Origin of the sequence: Dokdonella sp., from assembly GCF_019634815.1 — a bacterium.
Lineage (GTDB): Bacteria > Pseudomonadota > Gammaproteobacteria > Xanthomonadales > Rhodanobacteraceae > Dokdonella_A.
The window spans coordinates 1-22,046 of record NZ_JAHCAP010000009.1; the positions used below are offsets into that span (position 1 = coordinate 1).

At 63.9% G+C, this 22,046-nt stretch carries 18 protein-coding genes and 2 tRNA genes; 17 read left to right on the forward strand and 3 right to left on the reverse strand.

Annotated features, from left to right (window positions below):
• Positions 1 to 81: 81 nt before the first annotated feature.
• The 6 genes from KF759_RS06310 (at position 82) to prpF (ending at position 8,564) form a co-directional block, all read left to right on the forward strand.
• Positions 82 to 1,443, forward strand: a complete 1,362-nt coding sequence (locus KF759_RS06310) for a choice-of-anchor D domain-containing protein (RefSeq protein WP_291223704.1) — start codon at positions 82 to 84, stop codon at positions 1,441 to 1,443.
• Positions 1,440 to 3,005: a right-handed parallel beta-helix repeat-containing protein gene (locus KF759_RS06315; RefSeq protein ID WP_291223706.1), complete on the forward strand. Its 1,566-nt coding sequence runs from the start codon at positions 1,440 to 1,442 to the stop codon at positions 3,003 to 3,005. The genes KF759_RS06310 and KF759_RS06315 overlap by 4 nt, the downstream gene beginning before the upstream one ends.
• 299 nt (positions 3,006 to 3,304) lie before the next feature.
• The gene (locus tag KF759_RS06320) at positions 3,305 to 3,598 is read left to right on the forward strand and encodes a transposase (protein ID WP_291223708.1); all 294 of its coding nucleotides are present in this window, start codon (positions 3,305 to 3,307) and stop codon (positions 3,596 to 3,598) included.
• Entirely contained in the window at positions 3,595 to 4,461 is an 867-nt protein-coding gene (locus tag KF759_RS06325; RefSeq protein ID WP_291223709.1) for an IS3 family transposase, read from the forward strand. The genes KF759_RS06320 and KF759_RS06325 overlap by 4 nt, the downstream gene beginning before the upstream one ends.
• 295 nt (positions 4,462 to 4,756) lie before the next feature.
• On the forward strand, positions 4,757 to 7,366 hold the full coding sequence (acnD, locus tag KF759_RS06330; RefSeq protein WP_291223886.1) for a Fe/S-dependent 2-methylisocitrate dehydratase AcnD: 2,610 nt from the start codon (positions 4,757 to 4,759) through the stop codon (positions 7,364 to 7,366).
• A gap of 1 nt (position 7,367) precedes the next feature.
• Positions 7,368 to 8,564 (forward strand): 2-methylaconitate cis-trans isomerase PrpF, encoded by a 1,197-nt coding sequence (gene prpF / locus KF759_RS06335; RefSeq protein ID WP_291223710.1) that lies wholly within the window; start codon positions 7,368 to 7,370, stop codon positions 8,562 to 8,564.
• A gap of 18 nt (positions 8,565 to 8,582) precedes the next feature.
• Here the strand turns inward: prpF and ccsA are convergent, their stop codons facing one another.
• Positions 8,583 to 9,380 carry a cytochrome c biogenesis protein CcsA gene (ccsA, locus tag KF759_RS06340; protein WP_291223712.1) on the reverse strand — a complete coding sequence of 266 codons (798 nt, stop codon included), beginning with the start codon at positions 9,378 to 9,380 and terminating at the stop codon, positions 8,583 to 8,585.
• Between the two features lie 112 nt (positions 9,381 to 9,492).
• Here ccsA and ffh point away from each other — a divergent pair, with 112 nt between their 5' ends.
• The 9 genes from ffh (at position 9,493) to ppnN (ending at position 18,660) form a co-directional block, all read left to right on the forward strand.
• On the forward strand, positions 9,493 to 10,878 hold the full coding sequence (ffh, locus tag KF759_RS06345; protein ID WP_291223714.1) for a signal recognition particle protein: 1,386 nt from the start codon (positions 9,493 to 9,495) through the stop codon (positions 10,876 to 10,878).
• Positions 10,879 to 11,041: 163 nt separating this feature from the next.
• Positions 11,042 to 12,790, forward strand: a complete 1,749-nt coding sequence (locus KF759_RS06350) for a DUF1800 domain-containing protein (protein ID WP_291223716.1) — start codon at positions 11,042 to 11,044, stop codon at positions 12,788 to 12,790.
• 11 nt (positions 12,791 to 12,801) lie between these two features.
• On the forward strand, positions 12,802 to 14,280 hold the full coding sequence (locus KF759_RS06355; RefSeq protein ID WP_291223718.1) for a DUF1501 domain-containing protein: 1,479 nt from the start codon (positions 12,802 to 12,804) through the stop codon (positions 14,278 to 14,280).
• A complete protein-coding gene (locus KF759_RS06360; protein WP_291223720.1) occupies positions 14,267 to 14,806 on the forward strand; it encodes a hypothetical protein in 540 nt (179 codons plus the stop codon). The genes KF759_RS06355 and KF759_RS06360 overlap by 14 nt, the downstream gene beginning before the upstream one ends.
• Before the next feature lie 175 nt (positions 14,807 to 14,981).
• The gene (gene rpsP, locus KF759_RS06365; RefSeq protein ID WP_291223722.1) at positions 14,982 to 15,233 is read left to right on the forward strand and encodes a 30S ribosomal protein S16; all 252 of its coding nucleotides are present in this window, start codon (positions 14,982 to 14,984) and stop codon (positions 15,231 to 15,233) included.
• 4 nt (positions 15,234 to 15,237) lie between these two features.
• Positions 15,238 to 15,750, forward strand: coding sequence for a ribosome maturation factor RimM (rimM, locus tag KF759_RS06370; protein ID WP_291223723.1), 513 nt, complete (start codon positions 15,238 to 15,240; stop codon positions 15,748 to 15,750).
• Between the two features lie 70 nt (positions 15,751 to 15,820).
• Positions 15,821 to 16,591, forward strand: a complete 771-nt coding sequence (gene trmD / locus KF759_RS06375) for a tRNA (guanosine(37)-N1)-methyltransferase TrmD (protein ID WP_291223725.1) — start codon at positions 15,821 to 15,823, stop codon at positions 16,589 to 16,591.
• Positions 16,592 to 16,607: 16 nt separating this feature from the next.
• Entirely contained in the window at positions 16,608 to 16,976 is a 369-nt protein-coding gene (gene rplS, locus KF759_RS06380) for a 50S ribosomal protein L19 (RefSeq protein ID WP_291223888.1), read from the forward strand.
• Positions 16,977 to 17,271: 295 nt separating this feature from the next.
• The gene (ppnN, locus tag KF759_RS06385; protein ID WP_291223727.1) at positions 17,272 to 18,660 is read left to right on the forward strand and encodes a nucleotide 5'-monophosphate nucleosidase PpnN; all 1,389 of its coding nucleotides are present in this window, start codon (positions 17,272 to 17,274) and stop codon (positions 18,658 to 18,660) included.
• Positions 18,661 to 18,714: 54 nt separating this feature from the next.
• Here ppnN and KF759_RS06390 read toward each other — a convergent pair.
• Both KF759_RS06390 and KF759_RS06395 read right to left on the reverse strand, forming a co-directional pair.
• Positions 18,715 to 18,791 (reverse strand) — tRNA-Asn (locus KF759_RS06390).
• A 44-nt stretch (positions 18,792 to 18,835) separates the two neighbouring features.
• On the reverse strand, positions 18,836 to 19,393 hold the full coding sequence (locus KF759_RS06395) for a GspH/FimT family pseudopilin (RefSeq protein ID WP_291223729.1): 558 nt from the start codon (positions 19,391 to 19,393) through the stop codon (positions 18,836 to 18,838).
• A 166-nt stretch (positions 19,394 to 19,559) separates the two neighbouring features.
• On the opposite strand from KF759_RS06395, the gene uvrB reads away from it, so the two are divergent.
• Positions 19,560 to 21,584 carry an excinuclease ABC subunit UvrB gene (uvrB, locus tag KF759_RS06400; RefSeq protein ID WP_291223731.1) on the forward strand — a complete coding sequence of 675 codons (2,025 nt, stop codon included), beginning with the start codon at positions 19,560 to 19,562 and terminating at the stop codon, positions 21,582 to 21,584.
• A 113-nt stretch (positions 21,585 to 21,697) separates the two neighbouring features.
• A tRNA-Val gene (locus KF759_RS06405) sits at positions 21,698 to 21,772 on the forward strand.
• Positions 21,773 to 22,046: the final 274 nt, after the last annotated feature.

A 22,046-nucleotide genomic window follows, 5' to 3' on the forward strand; every position in this document is an offset into this window, starting at 1 on the left:
ACTTCCTGCATGTGCTTGCGGCCTCGCCGGTGCGGGCGTAGCGTGCCGCTCGCAGGGGCAGAAAGGAACCGGAGGTGCGACATGTGCGCATTCGGCAAGACCTTGTTCAGCGCTTCGCTCGCGCTCTGTCCCGAGGCGGCGGGTGCGGTCGATGAATACCGACTCGATGATGGCATCAAGGAATCGGGCATCGGTGTGCAAAGCCCGAGCGCCAATTCCTTCGCCTGGCTCAACCGTTTCGTCGTGCAGCCCAACCACGAGACGATCACGGCAGTGCGCCTCGCATTCGGCGCGGGCCTCGCCCAGCCCAACATTGCCAACGGGCAGCCGGTGACGGTGTATTTGTGGGATGACATCAGTCAGGATGGCAATCCTTCCGACGCCTGGGTGATTGCATCGGCCATCGGCACCGTGCAGGGCAGCGGCACCAATGCCTACACCACGATCGCCTTCTCGCCGCCGGTGACCCTGCAGGTGGGGCGGAAATTCTTCGCTGGCGCGATCATCAACTACAACGGTCAGGTTTTGGTCGGCAGCCTCGATACTGACGGTACGGATGACGCGCTGCCGTGGCCAGCTGCGTTGCACAGCTTCGTCGCTTCCAGCGACAACGGCACGCCGGTCGATCCCAACGACCTGGACATGGCGCAGGGGCCGGTCGCCAGCGTGAGTTCGGCGATCTTCGGCGGCAGTGCCGATGCAACCTGGATGATCCGGCTCAATGCTCCGCCGCCCAACACGGCTCAGCTCGACATCGCCCCGAATCCGCTCGACTTCGGCAACGTGGTCGTGGGGACGAACTTCGGCCCCTTGCTCGTGATGCTGCGCAGCGTCGGCACCGCAACGCTCGATGTGACGTCAATCTCCGCGCCGGTGCTGCCATTCTGGGCGCCACCCCCCGGGAGCGGCCTTTGCCCGCCGCCGCCCTTCAGCCTTGCGCCTGGCGCGCAGTGCGCAGTCCATTACAGCATCGGCCCAACCGCGCTTGGTCCGGCCGCGGATGTTGTCGACATCGTGAGCAACGCGCCATCCTCACCCGACACCTTGGCGCTGCAGGGCATGGGCATTTCCGGCCCGGCACCGCAGCCGACGATCACTCCCGCCAGCATCGATCTGGGTGAGGTCGATGTCGGCGACACGTCACTGGACATACCCATCACGATCGGCAACTTCGGTACTGCGGATTGGATCGTCCATGGTTTCCAAGTGACCAATCCGAGCTTGCCCGCCTCACCCTTTGTCGTGGACACGCTCAGCTGCCCACCGTTGCCCATCATCCTCGTTCCCGGAGGTGCTTGTGACCTGGTCGCGAGATTCCAGCCCTACGATCATGGAGCATCGGCACGCACGTACGAACTGGTCGGCAACACGCCGCCCGGAAGCGTTTTGCTCACTTTGAAGGGGAAGGGCATGCTGTTCGGCGACGGTTTCGAGGTGCCATGACGGCACGCTGGATGGAGATGTCAGACAAGTCGTGGCTGGGCGCCGTGCTCGGTTTGCTGGCGCCCGTGATTGCCGCCGGCTGCGAGCGTCCCGGTGACACGATTTTCGGCAGCGGCTTCGAGCGGCCGCCGCTGCATGCCTGGTACGTCGCGCCCGGCGGAAATGATTTCGCCGACGGCAGCGCCGCGGCGCCGTGGAAGACGATCCAGCATGCGGTCGACATGGTCGTGGCAGGGGAAGCCATCTGCGTGCGCGAGGGCGTCTACAACGAGCTGGTAACGATCACGAAGTCAGGTTCGCCTGCAGCCGGCCCGATCGTGCTGCAGGCGGTGCCGGGTGATGTCGCCGTCATCGATGGCGCGGGCTTGCCGATCCCGAACGGCCAGAACGGCCTCGTCACGCTGATCGATGTCAGCCATGTGGTCGTGCAAGGCCTGGAACTGCGCAACTACACCACGACATCGACCAGCAAGGTACCGATCGGCCTGTACCTGACTGGCGCCGGGACGCAGATCCGCCTGCTGCGCAACCATATCCACGCCATCCGCAATAGCGGCAATGGTTGCGCCGCCAATGCCTTCGGACTCAAGGTCGATGGCACGCGCGCGCCGGCGTCGATCAACCAGCTCGTGATCGACGGCAACGACATCCACGATCTCGTGCTCGGCTGCAGCGAATCGTTCTCGCTGGATGGCAACGTCGAGCAGTGGACGATCAGCAACAACCTCGTGCATGACACCAACAACATCGGCATCGGCGCGATCGGCTTCGAGGGCGTGGCGCCCGACCCGGCATTCGATCAGGCACGTGACGGCGTGATCGCCGGCAACACGGTCTACAACATCTCTTCGTATGGCAATCCGGCCTACGGCAACGAATACGCTGCCGACGGCATCTATGTCGACGGCGGTACGCGCATCCTCATCGAGCACAATCGCGTGCACCATGTCGACCTGGGCATCGAGGTGGCGAGCGAGCACGCTGGCCGTACCAGCAGTGACGTGATTGTGCGCAACAACCTCGTCTACTTCGGCAATTCCGCCGGCATTTCGATCGGCGGCTATGCTGCCAACGTCGGCGGCAGCGAGCGCGTGAAGATTCTCGGCAACACCTTGCTGCGCAACGACCAGCAAGGCACCGGCTCGGGCGAGTTCCAGATCCAGTACCACTCCAATGACAACCTGTTCGCCAACAATCTGGTGTTCGCAGGCTCGGGCGGCGTGCTGGTGAGCGCCTACACCGGCGATACAAGTGCCCCCGCCGTGCTCGACCACAATCTCTACTGGTCCGACGCTGGCGCGAGTGCTTCGAGCTGGGTGTGGCTTGGCGTCGAATATGACAGCCTTGCGGCCTGGCGCAGCGGATCGACGCAGGATGCCCATTCGCCGTGGGCGAACCCTCTGATGATCGACCTTGCCATGCCACGACCATGCGTTGCGGCCGGCTCGCCTGCCATTGATGCCGGCGCCGACCCCGGCAATGGCTTGGCGGGCCTGCTCGACTTCGACGGCAATCCGCGCATCCGCGGCAACGCGATCGATATCGGCGCCTGCGAGCACTGAGAGCATGTGAAAGATTCTCCCGCCTGTCGGGAATACCGCCGAACGCCCTTGGCGACGGTGCGCTACGGCAGCGGAACACGGCAGCGGAACACGGCAGCGGAACACGGCAGCGGAGCAAGCCCCGCTCTACGACGCAACGGGGTCTTGTAGAGCCGAGCTCGCTCGGCTCGAAGCGCACGGCAGCGGAGCAGGCACGGGAGCGGAGCAAGCTCCGCTCTACGGGTGGTGGGTCTTGTTGAACCTGCCCCGCCAAAACGGACGCCAAGAAGCGATACTTTGATTGCAACTTGGAGGTTCCCATGCAACGTATTTCCCGTCGTCGCTTCACTGACGACTTCAAGGCCCAGGCGCTTGCCTTGGCGCAATCGGTTGGCCCGTCCAAAGCGGCTCGACAGCTGGACATGTCGTGCAAGACGCTCGAGAACTGGCTTGGTGCATCGCGTGCTGGACAGGCGCTGAGCTCGCCCTCACGCAAGCCTGTGAGCGATGTGGAGAGCGAGCTGGCGCGGCTGCGTGCGGAGAACGCCATGCTCAAGATGGAGCGTGAAATCCTAAAAAAAGCGACGGCGTTCTTTGCCAAGGAGTCCAAGTGAGGTACGCCTTCGTCGCTCGGGAACGGACTCACTATCCGCTGGTCGTTCTGTGCCGCGTGCTCAACGTGTCGACCTCCGGCTTCCATGATTACCTGCACCGTCTGCGCCACGATGCTGCCGATGCCGATGCGGACGTGCGTGCCGACCTGCGTACGATCCATGCCGGCAGTCGTGGCACCTATGGCCGGCCGCGCATGGTGCGGGCACTGCGTGCCTGTGCCCACGCCGTGGGCCACAAACGAGTGGCGCGGCTGATGCGCGAGGAAGGCTTGCAGGGCAAGATCAAGGGCCGCTACAGGCCGCGTACGACCCACAGCAAACACGCTCGGCCGGTGGCCGAGAATCGACTGAATCGGCAGTTTGCCGTGCACAGCCCAACGCCAGCCTGGGTGGGCGATATCACCTACATCCAAACCCGCGAAGGCTGGTTGTATCTGGCCACGGTCATCGATCTGCGCACCCGGCAGGTACTTGGCTACAGCTTGTCCGAGCGCATGCCAGACGATCTGGTGCAGCAAGCGTTCCAGAATGCCTTGTCCGCCTCGCCGGTCGGTGCGGGCGTGCTGTTCCATTCCGACCGCGGCAGCCAATATGCCAGCGGCGACTTTGGCAAGCTGTTGACCGCGCACGGTTTCGTGCCGAGCATGAGCCGTAAAGGCAACTGCTGGGACAACGCGGTTGCCGAAAGCTTCTTCGCCACACTCAAGAACGAGGAAGCAACCGGCGTATACCAATCGAAAGCCGCCGCATACGCAGCCATCGCCAGCTACATCCACGGCTTCTACAATTGCACCCGCCTGCATTCGTCACTGGGCTATGTCTCGCCCAACGACTACGCGAAAAAGCTGAAGCAGGCTGCCTGACCAGATGCTTTATGGCGTCCGTTCGCACGGGACAGGTTCATGTAGTGCCGAGCTTGCTCGGCTCGAAGCGCACGGCAGCGGAACAGGCACGGGGCGGAGCAAGCTCCGCTCTACGGGGTGATGGGTTTTGTGGAGCCGAGCATGCTCGGCTCGGATGCGGCAGTTGGCTCCGCGCCGCGTGTGCGTGCTGCGATTCCGACGGCGATCGACGCATGCTCTGGCACAATGGGCGGATGGTCCGCGCGCGTTCCACGCGCGGGCTCCCCGTCCATCGCCGATTGACGCCATGCCTGCCATCAATTCCAGATTCCGCAAATCCTTGCCCGGCACTTCGCTGGATTATTTTGACGCACGTGCCGCGGTCGAGGCGCTCAGGCCCGGGGCCTGGGCGGGGCTGCCGTACACCGCGCGCGTGCATGCCGAGAACATCGTGCGCTGCGCCGAGCCCGCGCGGGTCGACGCCTATCTGGGCCAGCTGATCGAGCGCAAGCGCGATCTGGATTTCCCGTGGTTTCCCGCGCGCGTGGTCTGCCACGACATCCTCGGCCAGACCGCGCTGGTCGATCTGGCGGGCTTGCGTGAAGCCATCGCCGCGCAGGGCGGCGATCCGGCCCAGGTCAATCCGGTGGTGCCGGTGCAGCTCATCGTCGACCACTCGCTCGCGGTGGAGGCGCCGGGTTTCGACAAGGACGCATTCGCGAAGAACCGCGCGATCGAGGATCGGCGCAACGCCGACCGCTTCGACTTCATCGAATGGTGCCGGCTGGCCTTCAACAATGTCGACGTGATCCCGGCCGGCAACGGCATCATGCACCAGATCAACCTGGAAAGAATGTCGCCGGTGATCTACGTCCGCGATGGCGTGGCTTTCCCGGATACCTGCGTCGGCACCGATTCGCACACGCCGCATGTGGATGCACTCGGCGTGATTGCGGTCGGCGTGGGTGGGCTCGAAGCCGAAAGCGTGATGCTCGGCAATCCCTCGTGGATGCGCCTGCCCGACATCATCGCGGTGGAGCTGGCCGGTAAGCCTGGCCCCGGCATTACCGCCACCGACGTGGTGCTGGCGCTGACCGAATTCCTGCGTGCGGCGAAGGTGGTCGGCGCCTATCTGGAGTTTCGTGGCGAAGGCGCGGCGGCGCTCACGATTGGTGACCGCGCGACGATTTCGAACATGGCGCCGGAATACGGCGCCACCGCGGCGATGTTCGCGATCGACGGCAACACCCTGGACTACCTGCGCCTGACCGGGCGCGACGCCGCGCAAGTGGCGCTGGTGGAGACCTATGCCAGGCACTGCGGGTTCTGGGCCGATGACCTGCGCGATGCGCAGTTCGAGCGCACGCTGCATTTCGATCTCTCGACGGTCGTGCGCAACCTCGCCGGCCCGAGCAACCCGCATCGTCGCCTGCCGGTGAGCGCATTGCACGAACGCGGAATTGCGGACGCGGCCAAGCTCGACGTCGCGCGCCGCGAAGAAGCGCAGGGCTTGATTCCCGACGGGGCGGTGATCATCGCGGCGATTACCAGCTGCACCAATACCAGCAACCCGCGCAATGTGATTGCCGCCGGCCTGCTGGCGCGCAATGCCAACGCGCGCGGACTGACCCGCAAGCCGTGGGTCAAGACCTCGCTTGCACCCGGCTCGAAGGCGGTGCAGCTGTATCTGGAAGAAGCCGGGCTGATGCCCGAACTCGAGCAACTCGGCTTCGGCATCGTCGGTTTTGCATGCACCACCTGCAACGGCATGAGCGGCGCGCTCGACCCGGTGATCCAGAAGGAAGTGATCGAACGCGACCTGTATGTCACCGCGGTGCTGTCCGGCAACCGCAATTTCGATGGCCGCATCCATCCCTACGCCAAGCAAGCCTTCCTCGCCTCGCCACCCTTGGTGATCGCCTACGCCATCGCCGGCACGGTGCGTTTCGATATCGAAAAAGACGTGCTCGGCCTCGACCACGACGGCCAGCCGGTGTGCCTGAAAGACCTCTGGCCGTCCGATGCCGAGATCGACGCCGTGGTCGCTGCCAGCGTCAAACCCGAGCAGTTCCGCAAGGTGTACGAGCCGATGTTTGCGGCGCGCGCCAAAGGCCACGCCAAGCCGCTGTACGACTGGCGGCCGATGAGCACCTACATCCGCAACCCGCCGTATTGGGAAGGCGCGCTGGCCGGCGCACGCACGCTGACCCACCTGCGCCCGCTCGCCGTGCTGGGTGACAACATCACCACCGATCATCTGTCGCCGTCGAACGCGATTCTGCCGAGCAGCGCGGCGGGCGAGTACCTCGCGCGCATGGGACTGCCCGAGGAAGACTTCAATTCCTACGCCACCCATCGCGGTGATCACCTCACCGCGCAGCGCGCGACCTTCGCCAACCCGAAACTCATCAACGAAATGGCGATCGTCGATGGGCAGGTGAAACAGGGTTCGCTGGCGCGCGTGGAGCCGGAGGGCAAGGTCATGCGCATGTGGGAGGCGATCGAAACCTACATGCAGCGCAAGCAGCCACTGATCATCATCGCCGGCGCCGATTACGGCCAAGGCAGCTCGCGCGACTGGGCCGCCAAGGGCGTGCGCCTGGCCGGTGTGGAGGCGATCGCGGCCGAGGGCTTCGAACGCATCCATCGCCAGAACCTGGTCGGCATGGGCGTGCTGCCGCTGCAATTCCAGCCCGGCACCACGCGCAAGACGCTGGCCATCGAAGGCACGGAAACCTTCAGCGTGCGCGGCACGCCGACGCCGGGCGGCACCTTGACGCTGGTGATCGAACGCAAGAATGGCGAGCAGGTCGACGTTCCCGTCATCTGCCGCCTGGATTCCGACGACGACGTGACCACCTACACCGCCGGCGGCATCCTGCCGCGGTTTTCGCAGGAGTTTTTGGCGACAAGCCAAGGGAACTGACATGAGATTCCCCCCGCAACGCAAAATCCCCGCCACCTACATGCGTGGTGGCACGTCCAAGGGCGTGTTCTTTCGATTGCAGGACTTGCCTGAGGCCGCGCGCATGCCCGGCGCGGCCCGCGACGCCTTGCTGTTGCGGGTGATCGGCTCGCCCGACCCCTACGGCAAACAGACCGACGGCATGGGTGGAGCGACCTCCAGCACGTCCAAGTGCGTGATCATCGCGCCGGCCTCGGTGCCCGACCACGATGTGGACTATTTGTACGGCCAGGTCAGCATCGACTCGGCTTTCGTCGACTGGTCGGGCAACTGCGGCAACCTCTCCACCGCCGTGGGCCCGTTCGCCATCGCCAATGGCTTCATCCCTGCCGATCGCATTCCCGACAACGGCACGGTGACGGTGCGGATCTGGCAGGCAAATATCGGCAAGACCATCCTCGCGCATGTGCCGATCACCGACGGACAAGTGCAGGAAACCGGCGAATTCGAAGTCGATGGCGTGACCTTCCCGGCGGCCGAGATCGTTCTCGAATTCATCGACCCGTCCGATGACGAGGGCGATGGCGGTTCGATGTTTCCGACCGGAAATCCAGTCGATGACCTCGACGTGCCCGGTCTCGGCACGTTCAAGGCCACGATGATCACAGCCGGCATTCCCACCGTGTTCGTCAACGCCGCCGATCTGGGCTACGACGGCACGGAATTGCAGCCGGCGATCAACGAGGACAAGGCCGCGCTGGCACGCCTGGAAGCGATCCGCGTCGCCGGCGCGCTGCGCATGGGCTTGATCGAGAAAGCGGAGCAAGCCGCGACCCGCCAGCACACGCCCAAGGTGGCGTTTGTTGCACCGGCGAGAGCCTATGTCTCGTCTGCCGGCAAGGCCGTCGCTTCCGGCGACATCGACCTCAACGTGCGTGCGATGTCGATGGGCAAACTGCACCACGCGATGATGGGCACGGCCTCGGTCGCGATCGCAACTGCCGCTGCGGTGCCGGGCACGCTGGTGAATCTCGCTGCCGGTGGCGGTGCGCGCGATGCGGTGCGCTTCGGACATCCATCGGGCACGCTGCGCGTGGGCGCGTCGGTGGCGCAGGTCGAAGGACAGTGGCAGGTGACGCGGGCGGTGATGAGCCGCTCGGCGCGTGTGCTCATGGAAGGCGCGGTGCGCGTGCCGGCAAATGTGTTCGACAAGGTTTGAGCGTGGCTCGAATGGTCTTCAGCCGACCCGGTGCAACACGAGCTCGAGCACGAACTTGGTGCCGAAGAAGGACAGCAGCAGCAAGACATAGCCGGCCAGTGCAAGATTGACCGCGCGGCGCCCGCGCCAGCCGCGCAGGCGCCGGCCCAGCAGCAGCACGCCGAACACCACCCAGGCAATGATCGACAGCACGGTCTTGTGGATCAGGTGCTGGGCGAACAGATTCTCGACGAACAGGATGCCGCTGAGCAGGGTCAGCGATAGCAGCGCAAAGCCGGTGGCAATCAATCGGAACAGCAGGGTCTCGGTGAGGGTGAGCGGCGGCAGCGCACGCAGCACGGCGCCGAAATGACGGTTGCGCAAGGCGCGCTCCTGCAGTGCGAGCAGCAGCGCCAGCACCACCGCGATCGACAGCACGCTGTAGGCGAGCAGGGCAAAGGTCGCATGCAGCTTGATTTGCCAGTCGAGCACCTGCGGGAAGGTCGGCGGAGCGAGATAGACATCGATCGCGAACAGAACCGCGGTCAGCGGGAACACGATCACGCCCAGCGCCGCGATCGGGCGCGACAGGTTGACCACCAGGGTCAGCGCCGAGACCACGCAGGCAACCAGCGACAGCGCGGCAAAGAAGTGCAGATCGAGCGCGCCGCGATGTGCTTCGAGCACCAGTGCGGCATGAATCAGCACCGCAATGGCTGCAAACGTCATCGGCACGCGGGTTGGCGTGGCCTCGTCCTGACGCAGCGAGCTGGCGAGAAAGCCGGCGGCGAGCAGGTAGAGCGCGATGGCGAACGGAGCGACGAGGGGCGCGTGCATGGCGCAAGTTTCGCATGCGCGCGCCGGCCGTACGAGTCGCAGTCTGGTCCGCCCGGCCCTCATGCGCGCTTGCGGCTACACTACGCGCCTTTCCAAGCCAGCATTGCCCACCATGTTCGAGTCCCTGAGCCAAAGATTGTCAGCCACCGTCCAGCGCCTGCGCGGCAAGGGGCGACTCACGGAATCGAACATCCGCGAGGCGCTGCGTGAAGTGCGCATCGCCCTGCTCGAAGCCGACGTTGCCTTGCCGGTAGTGCAAGCGCTCATCCAGCGCGTGCAGGTGAAGGCACTCGGTCAGGAAGTCCTGCGCAGCCTCACCCCGGGCCAGGCCCTGGTCAAGGTCGTGCGCGACGAGCTCACCGCAGTGATGGGCAGCGCCAATACCGACCTCAATCTCGCCGCTGCGCCGCCTGCGGTCGTGTTGATGGCTGGCTTGCAGGGTGCAGGCAAAACCACCACGGTGGCCAAGCTCGCGCGTCATCTGCGCGAGCGGCGCAAGAAGAAGGTCATGGTGGTGAGCTGCGATGTGTATCGGCCCGCGGCGATCGAGCAGTTGCGTACCCTAGCCGAACAGGTCGAGGTGCTGTTTCATCCCTCCACCGGCGAACAGGATCCGCTGGCGATTGCGCGTGCCGCGCGCGATGCCGCCGCGCGCGCGTTTGCCGATGTGCTGATCGTCGATACCGCGGGTCGCCTGCACGTGGACGCGGCGATGATGGAGGAAATCAAGGCGCTGCACGGCGCGCTCGATCCGGTCGAAACCCTGTTCGTGGTCGATTCGATGACCGGCCAGGATGCGGCCAACACCGCCAAGGCATTTGCCGATGCGCTGCCGCTGACCGGCGTGATCCTGACCAAGACCGATGGCGATGCGCGTGGCGGCGCGGCGCTGTCGGTACGCTACGTGACCGGCCGGCCGATCAAGTTCATCGGCGTGAGCGAGAAGCCCGACGGGCTGGAGCCCTTCCATCCCGATCGCATCGCCACGCGCATTCTGGGCATGGGTGACGTGCTCTCACTGGTCGAACAGGTCGAGCAGAGCGTGGATCAGGAAAAGCAGCGCAAGCTCGCCGAGAAGGTCATCAAGGGCAAGCGCTTCGATCTCAACGACATGCGCGACCAGCTGCAGCAAATGATGAACATGGGCGGCATGGCCTCCTTGCTCGACAAGTTGCCCGGCGTGTCGAATCTGCCCGAGCACGTCAAATCCAAGGCCAACGACGGCGAGCTCAAGCGCATGGTGGCGATCATCGGCTCGATGACGAAGAAGGAACGTCGCCACCCCGACTTGCTCAACGGATCGCGCCGTGCGCGCATCGCACGCGGCTCGGGCACGCAACCCGCCGACGTCAATCGGCTGCTCAAGCAGTACCAGCAGATGGAAAAGATGATGTCCAAGCTCGGCAGCGGCGGCATCAAGGGGCTGATGCGGCAAATGGGTGCGGCGATGAAGGGTATGGGGGGCGGCATGCCTCCGGGTGGTTTTCCCGGGCGCTGAATCTTCCGGTCCCACGGCGGTCAACCGACCGCGGGTCTGCGCGTTTGAACCGACCGTCGGAAGTGCGCTTGTCTTTGGGGCAGGCGTCACGTTCAGTGGAGACGGGATCGGTTTGAATGAATCGACCAATCCGCTTGGGATTGGCGCGTGTCGGGGACCAACCATGAAGCGATTCGCCCAAGCCTGCGGCATGGCGGCCGCAGTATCCATCTTGCCCATCGGTGCTGCGCATGCCGCGAGCCATGACCGCCTGTTCGCCTACGGGTTCGATATTCCGGCCGATGCGCCGGCCAACGCGGACGAAGCTGCGCGCTTCCTCACCCAGGCGACTTTCGGGCCGACTTCGGCCGACATTGCGCGGCTGACCGCACTCGGCTACGACGCCTGGATCGAAGAGCAATTGGGCAAGGCGCCGACCTTGGGCATGGCGGCCGTGGAGCAGGTTGCCAATGCACGCGCTGCCGCATCACAAAGCGTCAGCCAGCGGCAGCGCATCAACCGCTGGTTCTGGCAGGCCACCTATGCGCCGGACCAGTTGCGGCAGCGCATGGCCTGGGCGCTGAGCCAGATCTTCGTGATTTCGGATCAGGGCAGTGCCATCAGGAACGATGTCGTGCCGATGACCGGCTATTACGACATGCTGACGACCGATGCATTCGGTTCGTATCGCAGCCTGCTCGGTGACGTGACTTGGCACCCGATGATGGGGCGCTTCCTGTCTTCGTTCCGCAATCAGAAGCCCGGCGCAACCACCAGTCCGGACGAAAACTATGCGCGTGAAGTGATGCAGCTGTTTTCGATCGGCCTGGTGCTGCGCGCGATGGACTACTCGCCGATCCTCGCCAATGGGGTCGAGATACCGACCTACGACCAAACCACGATCACCCACACCGCAAAGGTCTTCACCGGATTTACCTGGAGCGATGCGCCGACCAACCCACCCAATTTCTACGGTGGGGGCCTCACCTTCGTTGCCAAGAATGCACCGATGGCATGCTTCGGTACCGAGCTGTTTCCGCCAACCGGCACCGGCAGCAACAACATGCGCCACGACATCACCGGCGATGACGGCACCACCGCGACGCCCAAGACCGTGGTCGGTGGTGTCACCATTCCGCCGAATCAGACCTGCGCCCAGGATGTCAACGACATGCTCGACATCCTGGCGGCACATCCGAACGTGGCGCCGTTCATTTCGCGGCAGCTGATCCAGCGCTTTGTCACCAGCAACCCGTCGCCGGCCTACATTGCGCGAGTCGCACAGACCTTTGATGCGCCTTCGGCCAATCTCGGCGACGTGGTCAAGGTGATCCTGCTCGATCCGGAAGCGCGCAATGCGCCTCCGCTTGCCAGCGGTGACAGCTACGGCAAGCTGCGTGAGCCGATCCTGCGCCTGACCGCGATGTGGCGCGCGTTCAATGCCCAGGCACAAGCGCCCGACACTTACGGCGAGATTCAGATGACGGCGGGCAGTACCCTGATGGGTTCCTTTGCCCAGAGCCCGCTCGAATCGCCGACGGTGTTCAATTTCTACCAGCCCGATTACCAGCAGCCGGGCTCGTTTGCCGACAACGACCGCTATTCGCCCGAGTTGCAGATCGTCAGCGAGGCAACGGTCTATTCGACGGCCAATGCCTACTACAACTTCAGCGCGCGCGCTTATCTGGGCATGACCAGTCCGCCGGTCGATCGACCCCTGGTCGATCTTTCCGTGCTCACCGCCAACGCCAACAACCCCGCGGCGATGGTGGCGACGATCGACAGCAAGCTGCTGTACGGCACGATGTCGCCGAACATGCGGGCGACGCTGACCAGCATGGTGAGCAATCTCAGTGGGGCAAGTGCGAACGAGAAGGCGTGGTCCTTGCTCTATCTCACCCTGATGTCACCCGAATTTGCCACCCAGCGTTGAGGAGACCGACGATGAGCACATCCCGCACTTCACGTCGCCAGTTCCTGCGCATGTTGGCGGCGGCCGCGGCCAGTGGCGGCACCTCCGCGCTGTTTCCGCAATTGCGCATGATCGGCAATGTCTTGGCCAACACGCGGGCCTTGACCGGCTACAAGGCCCTGGTCTGCGTCTATCTTGGTGGCGGCAACGATTCGTGGAATCTGCTCGTGCCGTTCGATGGCGCACGCCATGCCGAATACGCATTGGCGCGTGGTGGTGTCTACAACGCGGCTAGCAACCCGGGTGGTCTGGCGCTGGGCATACCGACCGCTGGCGACATCGCACTGCAGAAAATCATCGATGGCAATGATCCGAGCAGTGCGTCGAACCAGTATTTCATGCATCCGGCCGTCAACAGCCTGGCCAATCTGTATCGAACCAACAAGCTCGCCTTCGTGGTCAACGTCGGCACCCTGATCAAGCCGATCGTGATGGCGGACTATGCGCTGACGGCAAATCGTCCGCCGCAACTGTATTCGCATTCGGATCAGGAAAGTCTCTGGCACCAGGGCAACAGCATTGGCAGTTCAACGATTGGTTGGGGTGGGCGCTGCGGCGACTTCGTGCATGGATCCAATCCGAATCAGGACCTCTCCACCTGCATCTCGATTGCCGGATCAAACCGCTTCGAGATCGGCCTGTCCACGACGCCCTACCAGATGTCCAGCGGCGGCCTGTCGACCTTGAGCGGTGTCTGCAATCCAACGCCGTGCAGCGGCGTGAGTGCAAGCAGCGTGCGCGACAACGCCCTCAATGGCTTGCTCGCCGACACCTATGCCAGTGATTTCGCCGGCGAGTACTCGCGTGTCTTTGCGCGCAGCCGCGATCTGTTCAACCTGCTCAAGGCCGGCCTTGATGCGACCACTCTGGTGCAGGCGTTTCCGGCCAACAATTCGCTGGCGTCGCAACTGCAGACGGTGGCGAAGATGATCAAGCTGTCGAAGGCGCAGAACTATGCCGCGCGTCAGATCTACTACGTGCGCTTGGGCGGGTTCGATTTGCATTCGGGCCTGATGTCGGGCACCAACGATCACGGTGACCTGCTCGGCCAGCTGGCGGATGCATTGTCGGCGTTCTGGCAGGCGCTCGCGCCGGGCGATGTCAATGCCCAGGACGAAGTGACCCTGTTCACCGCCTCGGAATTTGCCCGCACCCTGCAATCCAATGGCTCCGGATCCGACCATGCCTGGGGCGGAGTGCAGTTCGTACTGGGTGGTGCGGTCAATGGTGGTCGCCTGTATGCAGACGGCGCCGGACCGATCGCCGGCTTCCCCAATCAGGCGCCGGGCGCGGCGAACAGCTTCTCGCGTGGGCAAATGATTCCGGGCATCGGTGTCGATCAGTACGCGGCAACCTTGGCGCAATGGCTGGGCGTGACCGCGCCCGGCGATCTGGCAGCGATCTTCCCCAATCTCGACAACTTCGGCAGCAGCAATCTTGGCTTTGTCTGAGCCCGGCCTCGTGTTGCGCCTGTGCGTGATCGCACTGGCGCTGTGCGCTTGCGATCAGGCGCCCGCGGGAAGCTTCGAGCCGACCAGTTGCACGCGCATTGCCGACATTCCGCCCAATTACGAGATTGCCTATGGTGCGGCGATGCAGGGATTGTTCGACGACTACGCCACCAACGGCGGCAGCGCAGGCTGCGTGGACTGCCATTTCGCGCCGCCGCCCCAACCCAGTGGCGGGCTGGATCTGAGCTTGGGGGTCTCCTGGGGGCACCTGGTCGGTGTGCCCAGCGCGGCAGATCCGTCTCAGGTCTACGTCGTTCCGGGACGGCCAGAGCAGAGCCTGCTGTTCCTCAAGGTCAATTGCGATGAGCCGGGCGTGGGCGCGCGCATGCCCTTCAATGGCTACGGCGGTGGCCTGCTGCCCGAGCAGCAGGCGCTGATTTACGACTGGATCGCCAATGGCGCTTTGCCGGGGACCAGCACGACTGTATTCCGTGACGGCTTCGAGATCCGCGGCTTCGTTCCCTGAACCGGGATGTGGAAAACGGTTCCGCGGCAACACCCGGGTCCGTCCGGAGCGGTCAAGTCGTTGGAGGACTTTATTTTTTGGCGATTCCGGCTAGAATGTCCGGCTCCCGACCTCCGAGCGTCCGTTCCGGCGCCTTGTGATCGTCGCAGATTCCGCAAAATATCGAGCAAAAACAATGGTCAAGATTCGCCTTTCCCGTGGCGGTGCCAAGGGGCGTCCGTTCTACCACATCATCGTGACCGACGGGCGCAATGCGCGCGATGGTCGCAATATCGAGCGCGTGGGTTACTTCAACCCGATCGCGGCCGGCAAGGAAGTGCGGCTTGAGCTCGATTCGGCCAAGGTCAAGGCCTGGGTCGAAAAGGGCGCGCAGATGACCGACAAGGTCAAGCTGCTCTACAAGGAAGCGAGCAAGAAGGCAGCCTGATCGCGTGTCCGGGCCGGAGAAACTCGTCCTGCTCGGCAAGGTGGTCGGGGTGCACGGTATACGCGGCGAGCTCAAGCTCGAGTCGTATACCGAGCCAAGGACGCAGATCTTCCGCTACCAGCCGTGGCGGTTGCGGTCTGCTTCCGGCGAAGCGACGATCGCGGGCAGCCGTGGTCGTGCGCAGGGCAAGGGCATCGTTGCGACGCTGCCCGGCGTTGACGATCGCGACGCTGCGGCGGCGCTGATTGGCAGCGAGATCTGGGTGGCGCGATCGGCATTGCCGAAGTCGACACCCGGTGAGTATTACTGGACCGATCTCGAAGGACTCGAGGTCGTCACTCTCGAAGGCAGGGCGCTCGGTGTGGTTTCGCACCTGATCGCGACCGGAGCCAACGACGTGCTGGTGGTGAAGGATGCCGAGCGCGAACGATTGATTCCGTTCATCCTCGGCCAGTTCGTCACTGGTGTGGATCTCGAATGTGGGCGCATCAGCGTCGACTGGGATCCCGAGTTCTGAGGTCTCATTGAAGTGCGCGTACAGGAGTTCGCGCCGGTGTTTCCGCCCCGGATGGCGGCAGGAAAACAGCATGCGCATCGATGTCATCACGCTGTTTCCAGGCTTCATTGAAAACTGTGCAAAGGTGGGTGTGGTGGGGCGGGCGCGTGAGCGCGGCCTGGTCGAAATCGCAACGTGGAATCCGCGCGATTTCGCCACCGACAACTACCGTTCGGCCGATGATCGCTGCTACGGCGGTGGTCCCGGTGTGGTGATGATGATCGATCCGCTGCGCAAGGCGCTTGCGAACGTGCGACAGGCCAGCGGGTCGGCGGCAGGCAAGGCGATTTACCTCAGTCCGCAGGGAGCGCGGCTGGATCAGGCCAAGGTCGAGGCACTCGCGCAGCGTGATCACCTGATCCTGCTGTGCGGTCGCTACGAAGGCGTGGATGAGAGATTCATCGAGCACGCGGTCGAAGAGGAAATCTCCATCGGCGACTACGTGCTCTCTGGCGGCGAACTGGCAGCGGCGATCCTCATCGACGCAGTCGGACGCCTTCAGGATGGTGTTCTGCACGATGCGGAATCGGCGCAGCAGGATTCGTTCTCCGACGGCCTGCTCGACTGCCCGCATTACACGCGTCCCGAGCGGCATGAATGGGGCGTGGTGCCGGCGGTACTGACTTCAGGCGACCATGCGGCGATAGCGCGCTGGCGACAGAAGCAGGCGCTGGGGCGAACCTGGTTGCGGCGTCCCGATCTGCTCGATCGGTTGGCGCTGGACAAGAAGCAACGCGCGTTGCTGGACGAGTTCCGGCGCGAGCACGAACACAAGCCGTCGGATGAATCATCCGGCGAATGAAAGAATCGACCCATTGGTGAGTGTGATGAACCTGATCCAGCAATTTGAAGCCGCCCAGATGACGCGTTCACTGCCGGAGTTCGCTCCCGGCGATACCGTGATCGTCAACGTCAAGGTCAAGGAAGGCAATCGCGAACGTGTGCAGGCTTACGAAGGCGTGGTCATCGCGCGCAAGAATGCCGGTCTGAATTCGGCCTTCACGGTGCGCAAGATCTCGCACGGCTTCGGCGTCGAGCGCGTGTTTCAGTCGCACAGTCCGACGATCGACTCGGTCGTCGTCAAGCGTCGCGGCAAGGTGCGTGGCGCCAAGCTGTATTACCTGCGTGGCCTGGAAGGCAAGGCAGCACGCATCAAGGAAGACCTCTCCGCTCACGCGAAGGCATAAGCGCTGCCGAAACTGCGTCTTGGAGCATCGAGTCGCGTCTGTGCTCCTCGTCGGAACGGCCGTCGGCAACGACGGCCGTTCTTTTTTTCGGAAGTAGCCGCAAGGCAGCGTGCGCACCGCACGAACTGAAGGTTTGCGCCCTCTGGCAAGACGCACTTCGGACTTGGCCGGCAGGCACGTCGGCGTGCACAATCACCGTTCTTTGGCAGCGCGATGCCGCGCTTGCAAGCTTGACTCGCAGGCGCTCTTTTGGCATTGCTGGCGATCGCATTCGCAGATTGATTGAAGGATACCCATGGAGCAGAGTACCGCAGCGGCCACACGTTTCAGTGCGCGCATCGCACCTGCCGCAGGGCTCGACATCCTCTCCCGCCACGAGGTCGCGCGCTTGCGCGATGCAGGTGCCGGCGGCTTGCATCCGCTGTTGCGCCGATGTGCGCTGGCCGTGCTCACTCAGGGCAGTGCGAGCGACGATGCGCGCGCGATGCTCGAGCGCTTCCCCGACTTCGATATCCAGATCCTGCAGCAGGACCGCGGCGTCAAGCTCGAACTGACCAACGCGCCAGCCGATGCCTTCGTTGACGGCCGCATCATCACCGGCGTCAACGAACTCCTGTTCGCGGTGGTGCGCGACATCATCTATGTAGCCACCCAGATCGATGCCGGTGCGTTCGAGCTGGACGACACGCGCGGCATCACCCATGCGGTGTTCGAGATCCTGCGCAACGCGCGCGTGTTGCGTTCCAATGTCGATCCCAATCTCGTGGTCTGCTGGGGCGGGCACTCGATCAGCCGCGAAGAGTACGACTACACCAAGAAGGTGGGCTACGAGCTCGGCCTGCGCGGCCTGGATATCTGCACCGGGTGCGGTCCTGGGGCGATGAAGGGGCCGATGAAGGGTGCGACCATCGCGCACGCCAAGCAGCGGCGGCATGACAATCGTTATATCGGCATCACCGAGCCAGGCATCATCGCCGCCGAATCGCCGAACCCGATCGTCAACAACCTCATCATCATGCCTGACATCGAGAAGCGGCTCGAGGCGTTTGTGCGCCTTGGGCACGCAATCATCGTGTTCCCGGGCGGCGTCGGAACGGCCGAGGAGATCCTCTACCTGCTCGGCATCCTCATGCATCCGGCCAATGCCAGCCTGCCGTTTCCGCTGATTTTCAGCGGGCCGCGCGAATCGGCGGAGTATTTCGAACAGATCGACCGCTTTCTGCGTCTGGCGCTCGGCGATGACGCGGCCAAGCGTTACTCGATTGTCATCGACGATCCGCGCGAGGTGGCGCGCAAGGTGCACAAGGGCATCGACAAGGTGCGCGGCTACCGGCTCGACAATCAGGACGCCTTCTTTTTCAACTGGGCCCTTCACATCGAGAGCGAGTTCCAGATTCCGTTCCGCCCAACCCATGAGGCGATGGCGGGACTCAACCTGCATCGTGAACAGGAACCGCACCGACTTGCGGCTGACCTGCGCCGCGCGTTCTCGGGAATCGTCGCCGGCAACGTCAAGGAAGAGGGCATTCGTGCCATCGAGAAGCGTGGCGCGTTCGTGATTCACGGCGACCGCGACATCATGCGCGCGCTCGATGCGATGCTGGCCAGCTTCGTCGCCCAGCAGCGCATGAAGTTGCCCGGCGGCAGCCAGTACGTGCCTTGTTATCGCGTCGACGCGAGTTGAGGGCGGAGCACAGAAAAAAAGGGCCTGCATCGCTGCAGGCCCTTTTTCTTCAACTGGCGCCCGAAGTTGGACTCGAACCAACGACCCCCTGATTAACAGTCAAGTGCTCTAACCAGCTGAGCTATTCGGGCGAGCCGCGTATTTTCTTTGTCGGCCACAGTTCCGTCAAGTACCGTCAGCCGGCTGCCGCCAGGCAGCGGCCGGCATTCTCGCTGGTGGCGCGCCCATAGCGGATGCGGCCACTGGGGCCGATCACCAGGGTGCGAGCGTCGCTGGCGCGATTGGCGCGATTGCAGACGGTCAGGGTCGCATTGCTGCCGCGAGCGCTGCCGTCGGGCTGGTATTCGATGCGGGTGCGAGCGCTGCTGCCCACGATCGCAGTCCCGGCGGGCGCGGCGTTGCCGACCACCAAGCGCTCCTCATCGGCATCGGCCTCGTGGTCATGGTTGGCGTCGACGAATGCGATCCAGCCTTGCTGCCAATGCTCATCGTCACTGCAGCCGATATGGTCGCCGCTCGGACAGATCACCACATGCAGGGCACGCGTGACTGCCGCGGTACGCGCGGTATTGAACACGGCAGCCAGCTCGTTGCGGGTGGACAGGCTGCGCATCTTGCCCAGCATCGGCCCAAAACCCGGCAGCGCGATTCCGGCAAGCACTGCCGCGATGGCCACGGTCGTCAGAAGTTCCACCAAGGTGAATCCGCGATGTCTGCGCGTGGATGAATGCATGTCCTTGTCCTCGCCGTGGAAGGATGTTCATGGTCTTCCGGTCGCGGTGGCGCGGCGATGGCTGGAAATGGTGTCGTGATGTAGGAAAAGTGCGCGTGCTGCCGCGCGAATCGTGCGCGCCGGGCGTACCGCGGAGCCTATACTTGCTGCCCAGTTGGAGGATCGGATGACGGAACGCTTTGAACTGGTGGCGCCGTATCGGCCCGCGGGGGATCAGCCGGCGGCAATCGAGGCCTTGGTGCGGGGCTTCGAGGTGGGCGTTGCCCAGCAGACCCTGCTCGGCGTGACCGGCTCGGGCAAGACGTTCACGATTGCCAATCTCATCGAACGCGTGCAGAAGCCCGCGATCGTGATGGCACCCAACAAGACTTTGGCGGCGCAGCTCTACGGGGAGTTCAAGGAGTTCTTTCCGCGCAACGCGGTCGAGTACTTCGTCAGCTACTACGACTATTACCAGCCCGAAGCCTACGTGCCTTCGAGCGACACCTACATCGAGAAGGATTCCTCGATAAACGACCACATCGAACAGATGCGTTTGGCCGCGACCAAGGCGCTGCTGTCACGGCGTGATGCGCTGATCGTGGCTTCGGTGTCGGCGATCTACGGCCTGGGCGATCCCGAGGATTACCTGCAGATGCGCCTGATCCTCGCCCGCGGCGAGCGCATCGACCAGCGCAAGCTGCTGCGCCACCTGACCGAACTGCAGTACACGCGTGGCGAGATGGAGCTGCGCCGCGGCAGCTATCGCGTGCGCGGCGAGGTCATCGACGTGTTTCCGGCCGAATCCGAAATGGAGGCATTGCGCATCGAGTTGTTCGATGGCGAGATCGAGAACCTCTCCGTGTTCGATCCTCTGACCGGCGCGGTGCTGCGCAAGGTGCCGCGTTTCGTCGTCTATCCCAAGACGCACTATGCGACCACGCGCCAGAGCACGCTCAACGCGATCGAGACGATCAAGGTCGAACTCAAGGATCGCCTCGACTTCCTCTACAAGGCCAACAAGCTCGTCGAGGCGCAGCGGCTGGAGCAGCGCACCCGCTTCGATCTGGAAATGATGGCCGAGGTCGGCTACTGCAGCGGCATCGAGAACTACTCGCGCCATCTCACGCGCCGCCAGGTGGGCGAACCGCCGCCGACCCTGTTCGACTACCTGCCACCGGATGCCTTGCTGGTGGTCGACGAATCGCATGTGACGATCCCGCAGATCGGTGCGATGTACAAAGGCGACCGTTCGCGCAAGGAAACACTGGTCGAATTCGGTTTCCGGCTGCCCTCGGCGCTCGACAACCGCCCGCTCAAGTTCCACGAATGGGAAGAGCGCGTGCCGCGCGCCGTGTTCGTGTCGGCAACGCCCGGCGCCTACGAACTGGACAAGTCGAAGGGCAATGTCGTCGAACTGGTGGTGCGTCCGACCGGGCTGGTCGATCCGCACGTCGAAGTGCGTCCGGCGCGCACCCAGATCGACGACCTGCTTGGTGAGGCGAATCTGCGCATCACCCAAGGCGATCGCGTGCTGGTCACCACGCTGACCAAGCGCATGGCCGAAAACCTTACCGAGTACCTCGATGAGCATGGTGTGCGCGTACGATATCTGCATTCGGACATCGACACCGTCGAGCGCGTGGAGATCATCCGCGACCTGCGCCTGGGCAAGTTCGACGTGCTGGTCGGCATCAATCTGCTGCGCGAAGGGCTGGACATGCCTGAAGTTTCGCTGGTTGCGATTCTGGATGCCGACAAGGAAGGCTTCCTGCGCTCGACCGGCTCGCTGATCCAGACCATCGGACGCGCCGCGCGCAACCTGCGCGGCACCGCGATCCTTTACGCCGACACCGTCACGCGCTCGATGCGCGCTGCGATCGACGAGACCGAGCGTCGTCGCAACAGGCAGCTCGAATACAACGCGGTTCATGGCATCACACCGCGGTCGGTCGAACGCCGGATCACCGACGTGATGGAGGGTGCGCGCGAGGCTGCCGAGGTCGATCGCGGGCGTGGTCGTGGCGGCGCGCTGCGCAAGGTCGCCGAAAGCGCGGCCGACTATCAGCTGCTCAATCCCGAGCAGCTTGCCGCACGCATCCGGGAGCTTGATGCGCGGATGTACAAGCACGCCCAGAACCTCGAGTTCGAGGAGGCCGCGCGTGTGCGTGACGAAATCCACCGGATCCGCGAGCAGGGCCTGATCGCTTGAGCGTGGCGGGCGCCAATTGCGGGGCAATGCCGCTGAAAATGCTTGCTGCGGTTGTTCCTTCGGGGGCGCTGTGCTACCTTGCGCGCCCCTTGCAGCCGGATCGGTTGCAGGATGGGCGGTTAGCTCAGCGGTAGAGCACTACCTTGACATGGTAGGGGTCACAAGTTCGATCCTTGTACCGCCCACCAATTGATGATGTGCGCAACGCCACCCTCGCGGTGGCGTTTGCGTTTCACGGGCCCGGGCGCCGGCCCGCAGCGCCCGGCTCACCATTGACACCCGTGGTGCGCTGGTCTAGCGTGCCAATCCCTTCCGCAACAATACAGGGTGGCCCGCGGGTAACCGCTGGTCGAGCGTGCGACATGGACACGCGAACATCCAGACACTGAAGCCTCGTCACCGGGACGCTTGCTTTCCAATTGGGCGCCGGTGCGCCTTTTTTGTTGCCCGCGGTTTGCGCCC

What these genes read in the sequence shown, in the direction of transcription:
- KF759_RS06310 (WP_291223704.1), top strand. Translation starts at nt 82, where the DNA reads ATGTGCGCATTCGGCAAGACCTTGTTCAGCGCTTCGCTCGCGCTCTGT.
- KF759_RS06395 (WP_291223729.1), bottom strand. Translation starts at nt 19,393, where the DNA reads ATGCATTCATCCACGCGCAGACATCGCGGATTCACCTTGGTGGAACTT.
- KF759_RS06355 (WP_291223718.1), top strand. Translation starts at nt 12,802, where the DNA reads ATGAGCACATCCCGCACTTCACGTCGCCAGTTCCTGCGCATGTTGGCG.
- ccsA (WP_291223712.1), bottom strand. Translation starts at nt 9,380, where the DNA reads ATGCACGCGCCCCTCGTCGCTCCGTTCGCCATCGCGCTCTACCTGCTC.
- trmD (WP_291223725.1), top strand. Translation starts at nt 15,821, where the DNA reads ATGCGCATCGATGTCATCACGCTGTTTCCAGGCTTCATTGAAAACTGT.
- ffh (WP_291223714.1), top strand. Translation starts at nt 9,493, where the DNA reads ATGTTCGAGTCCCTGAGCCAAAGATTGTCAGCCACCGTCCAGCGCCTG.
- prpF (WP_291223710.1), top strand. Translation starts at nt 7,368, where the DNA reads ATGAGATTCCCCCCGCAACGCAAAATCCCCGCCACCTACATGCGTGGT.
- rpsP (WP_291223722.1), top strand. Translation starts at nt 14,982, where the DNA reads ATGGTCAAGATTCGCCTTTCCCGTGGCGGTGCCAAGGGGCGTCCGTTC.
- KF759_RS06350 (WP_291223716.1), top strand. Translation starts at nt 11,042, where the DNA reads ATGAAGCGATTCGCCCAAGCCTGCGGCATGGCGGCCGCAGTATCCATC.
- uvrB (WP_291223731.1), top strand. Translation starts at nt 19,560, where the DNA reads ATGACGGAACGCTTTGAACTGGTGGCGCCGTATCGGCCCGCGGGGGAT.
- KF759_RS06320 (WP_291223708.1), top strand. Translation starts at nt 3,305, where the DNA reads ATGCAACGTATTTCCCGTCGTCGCTTCACTGACGACTTCAAGGCCCAG.
- ppnN (WP_291223727.1), top strand. Translation starts at nt 17,272, where the DNA reads ATGGAGCAGAGTACCGCAGCGGCCACACGTTTCAGTGCGCGCATCGCA.
- KF759_RS06315 (WP_291223706.1), top strand. Translation starts at nt 1,440, where the DNA reads ATGACGGCACGCTGGATGGAGATGTCAGACAAGTCGTGGCTGGGCGCC.